Below are 4,222 nucleotides of genomic sequence, written 5' to 3'. Positions count from 1 at the left end.
AGGTCGCCGGTGTGCAGCCGGCCGACCTCGCTGGCCACCGCGTACGGCCTGCACATCCTGCTGGACCTGGGCGTGCCGGACGGCCGGCTGCACACCGGCGACCTCATCGACACGCTGTGGCGGCTACGACTTCAGGGCGGCGGCTGGTCGGCCCGTTCGCAGGGGTCGGTGGCCCGGCCGGAGGTCACCGCGATGGTGCTGGGCGCGCTGGCCCGGGCGGGTGCCTCGCGCGAGCGACTGGCGGACGAGGTGGCGCGCTGCGAGGCCGGCTTCACCCTCGAACTCGACAGTACGGGGCGGGCGTTGACCCATGTCGTCACCACGGTGATGCGGGGGCTGCTGCGCGCGGGACCCGACGCGCCGACGCTGCCCATGCTGCGGGACGCCCTGGTCGACGGCGCGTTCCCCGACCCCCGGCGTCAGCACCGCCGCTGCTGGAGCCACCGCCTCACCCCGCCGCCCTGGGCCGCGCAGCCTGCGCAGCCCTCGGCCCTGCACACCGCGCAGGCCGTGGTCGCCCTGGACCGGGCGGCCCGGGTGCTCGGCGAGGGGCCCGTGGAGCGGTCGGCGCGGGAGGACGGAGTGCGCTGGCTGCTGGCGTGCCCGGAGGCCGCGCACGACCTGTGCGGCGACCTGGCGAACCTGCGCGAGGAGGTGCGCCGCCGCCATCCGGACGACTCCTCGCACCACGAGGTGCTGAACGTCCGCCATTTCACGGCGAGTTGGATCGTGCGGGCGCTGCTCACCCCGGGCGCCCGGGAGATCGCGCGGGAGGACGGCGCCGAGGAGGCCTGGCAGGAGCGGCTGGACGGGGCGGCGCGGGCGGTGTGGGCGGCGCAGAGCGACGGCATCTGGTCCTGGAGCCGGGACGGATCCGCGTTCACGACCGAGGAAATGCGTCAGCCCATCTGGATGACCTATCAAGGCCTTTCGGCGCTGCGGGCACATGCCGTATGGATGTATCAGCCGGATACGCGAACGAACCCGGTGTGAGCCGGAGTTGAGGAGTGGGTGCATGGGTGGTCGGCAGATCCTGGCGGCGCGACGGCTGCTGACCGAGGCGCTGGACGGTGACCTGTCCGACCACGAGACGGTGACCGCGGCCCGTGCCGTCGTCGCCGAACTGGGCTCCCCCGACCGCCTGTTGGAGCTGATCGCCGAACTGGCCTCCGGCGCGGGCGATCCCGAGGCCTGCGCGAAACTGTCGTACCGTCATGTGCTGGGCTTCGACAAGCTGTTGCTGATCGACGGCGGACCGCGCCATATGCTGCGCGCGCACTTCTGGCGCCCCGGCAGGACGGCGATCGGCACCGAGGACATCCACAACCACCGCTCCCCGCTGGCCTCTTACGTGGTCAGGGGCCGGCTCGCCATGGAGCTGTACGAGGCGCGGGACGACGGCGGGATCACGGCGGACCGGTACGAGGAGTCGCTGTCCGAGCACGGCGCCGACTGGCGGCTGCGGCCGACGGGCCCCGCGCGGCTGCGGCTGACACACGTGGGGCAGTACGCGGCGGGCAGCTCCTACGCCCTGCCGGCGCACACCCTGCACCGGGCCTGGTGCGACACGGACGTACCGACCGTGACGCTGTTCCTGGAGACGGGGGCCGAACGGCTGCGCCACACCGATGTGTTCACGGCTGCGGGACCCCATCCGGGGGCGGTGACGAAGGTGCCGCTCGAAGTGCCGGACTATCTGGGCGTGTTGACCGACCTGGCGGAGTCGCTCAGAAGTTCGTGAGGGCCTGTCGTACGACGTCCAGGTTGTACGCGTCGATGTCGATGCCGGCACTGGCGAGTTCGGCCGGTGGGAGCCACCTGTACGCCTGGTCGGGCTCGGGGAGGGTGATGTCCCGGGACAGCGGCCTGACCAGGAAGTTGTCCTGCCAGTTCTTGATCTCGTCGCCTCGGTACTCGCTCACGAAGGACGATTCGCCGATCTTGCGGACGATCTCGCCGAGCAGCCCGGTCTCTTCCTTCAGCTCCCGCAGCGCGCCGTCCTCGGGCAGCTCGCCCGGCTCCAGCTTCCCGCACGGAACGCCCCACACACACGGCAGGAACCGCTCGGTCGCGCTGCGGCGCACCAGAAGTACACGCCCGTCGTCGTCCATCACGACGGCGGCCGCCAGTCGCTTGTCGCCGGGGTCCATGGTCATGGTTCCTCGGTCCCTCGCCGGAGATGAGTCCAAAGGGTCTGATACCCAGGAAAGCATCTAACGTACCAGGATGCACCCGCCCGGGCTGTGGAGCCGGTCTCATCTCCACCGGCCGTCGAGAAAACGCGCCGGTTACGACGGCAACCTCCCCCACGCGGGCGGCGACTTGGGGGCATGACCAACGCAAGACGCACCACGACGCGCCGTCGCCGCTCCCGCCGCCGTATCGCCCGCAAGCCGCTCGCGGGCTCGCTCGCCGTCGCGGCCCTGCTGGGCGGCGCGTGGTACGCGACCGCGGCGACGAAGGGCTCCGACAACGGCGACCCGGCCTCGGCCGGAGCGACCGCGTCGGCCTCCGCGTCCACCACTGCCTCGGCTACGGCGACCTCGTCCCCGTCCGCCTCGGCCTCCGCGCAGGCCACCCCCAAGACCACCCCCCAGGCCGCCGCCAAGACCGCGACCGCCACCAAGGCCGCCGCGACCGGCACGCTCGCCCCGACCAGCACCACGCTGGCGCTCGCCGCCAAGTTCCCCTATCTGACGGCCGGTTACAACAACACCCGCCAGTGGACCCGGACGACCACGGCAGTCGCCCCGAACGGCACCCTGCGCGTGGCCTGGCCCGCCGCCGACGGCGTCCATGTGACCCCGCTGAACGCCGTAGGACTGCGTTCGGGCGCCGACACGGTCGTCAAAGGTGCCAAGGAAGTGGGCGGTCTGGTCGCGCACAACGACGGGTTCGCCCTGCTGACGCGGGTGGCCGACACCAACAAGTGGAAGGAGACGGCCGCCGCGATCGTCCGCTACACCAACGGCAAGCAGACCTTCTCGACCAAGCTCACCGGTACCGCCTCGAACGACACCTCCCCGGGTCTCGACGGCCAACTCACCTGGAACGGCACGAAGTACGGCGCGTACTTCGTCGTGCACGGCGCGGGCGGTTTCGCGGACGGCCACTTCGGCGACAAGTTGGCCTACATCAGCGCCAAGGGCGCCAAGCTGAGCGGTGGTTGGAGCTGGGGCTGCAGCCACAACGAGGGCATCGCGCTGCACGCGGAGACCACCGGCGCCTTCACGTCGCTCTGCTTCGACGACTGNACCGGGATCGGTGCCCCGGACGTCGCGCCGGTCGTGCAGCGCGAGCAGTGCTGGGCGGGGTACTGCGGCGGTACCTTCCCCGGCCGCACCGGTGACCTGGTGAAGTCGGCGAGCGGACGCTACGCCACCGCCTTTGCCTCCCGTGGCGCCGCCTCGGCGAAGAAGAACTCCGCCGATTCCAGCGGACGCGGCTGGACGGTCACCCCGAAGACCAGCACCCACCAGGTCGCCGTCGCCTTCATGGCGAACCGCAACTCCGGCCCCGGCAAGGCGATTTACCTCACCAGCGCGGCCGGCACCGAGAACGTCAACGTGCACATCGCCCCGTACGGCAAGGACCGCCTCCTGGTCTCCTGGGAGTCCCTGAAGGGCGCGAAGTGCGCGGCCGGCACCTGCACCGGCACCTTCACGGGCACCCATCTGCGGCTCATCGACTGGAACGGCAAGTTCCAGAGTGCGGACAAGGTGGTGACCGCCCGGATCAGCGGTGACATGGCGGTCCTGAAGAACGGCACACTGACCTGGGCCTACGCCCCGGTCGCACCGACCTACGCGACCCCGCTCAACGGGGCGTCACCGACCACGACGACGCTCCGGATCGCCCGGCTGACTCCCTGAACCGGAAGCCCGTCCGCCTGCCGTCGGCCCAGCGCACAGAGACGCCGTGATCCCCGTCGACCTCCACGGACACCAGTTCCGCGAGGGGACGGGGGTCCGGCTCCGCACCGACCCGGGCCAGTGCGACGAACAGGGACGGCCCGTCACCGACGACACCTTCGCCGTCCAACAGACCGTGCAGGGGCAGGAGTTCAGCGCGCAGCCCCTCCCCCGCCGACCACCCCGTGACCCGGACCGACGTCCCCGAAGCCGCGCCCACCACCAGATGGGCCCGCACCTCCACCGCCCCCTCGGCCACCACCAGGCTGACCACCTGAGCCCCGGATGCCGCCGTGTGGCGAGAGGCAACC

At 71.5% G+C, this 4,222-nt stretch carries 4 protein-coding genes and 1 pseudogene; 3 read left to right on the top strand and 2 right to left on the bottom strand.

The window, feature by feature from the left end:
- Together JHN63_RS49370 and JHN63_RS49365 are read left to right on the top strand one after the other, a co-directional pair.
- The coding region (locus JHN63_RS49370; RefSeq protein ID WP_234478876.1) for a hypothetical protein at nt 1-993 on the top strand (993 nt) is incomplete at its 5' end.
- 22 nt (nt 994-1,015) lie between these two features.
- Nucleotides 1,016-1,741 carry a hypothetical protein gene (locus JHN63_RS49365; RefSeq protein ID WP_200691672.1) on the top strand — a complete coding sequence of 242 codons (726 nt, stop codon included), beginning with the start codon at nt 1,016-1,018 and terminating at the stop codon, nt 1,739-1,741.
- Here JHN63_RS49365 and JHN63_RS49360 read toward each other — a convergent pair.
- Nucleotides 1,728-2,150 (bottom strand): NUDIX hydrolase, encoded by a 423-nt coding sequence (locus JHN63_RS49360; RefSeq protein WP_200691673.1) that lies wholly within the window; start codon nt 2,148-2,150, stop codon nt 1,728-1,730. The two genes, JHN63_RS49365 and JHN63_RS49360, sit on opposite strands and share 14 nt — an antisense overlap.
- A gap of 180 nt (nt 2,151-2,330) precedes the next feature.
- Between JHN63_RS49360 and JHN63_RS54150 the strand changes: the two genes are divergently transcribed.
- The gene (locus tag JHN63_RS54150; protein WP_200691671.1) at nt 2,331-3,872 is read left to right on the top strand and encodes a hypothetical protein; all 1,542 of its coding nucleotides are present in this window, start codon (nt 2,331-2,333) and stop codon (nt 3,870-3,872) included.
- Here the strand turns inward: JHN63_RS54150 and JHN63_RS49350 are convergent.
- Nucleotides 3,817-4,222 (bottom strand): annotated as a pseudogene (locus tag JHN63_RS49350) (hypothetical protein); the annotation flags it as partial. The gene JHN63_RS54150 and the pseudogene JHN63_RS49350 overlap by 56 nt on opposite strands.

The sequence above is a fragment of the Streptomyces sp. MBT65 genome (assembly GCF_016612545.1).
Lineage (GTDB): Bacteria > Actinomycetota > Actinomycetes > Streptomycetales > Streptomycetaceae > Streptomyces.
This window is presented reverse-complemented; position numbering and strand designations above follow the sequence as displayed.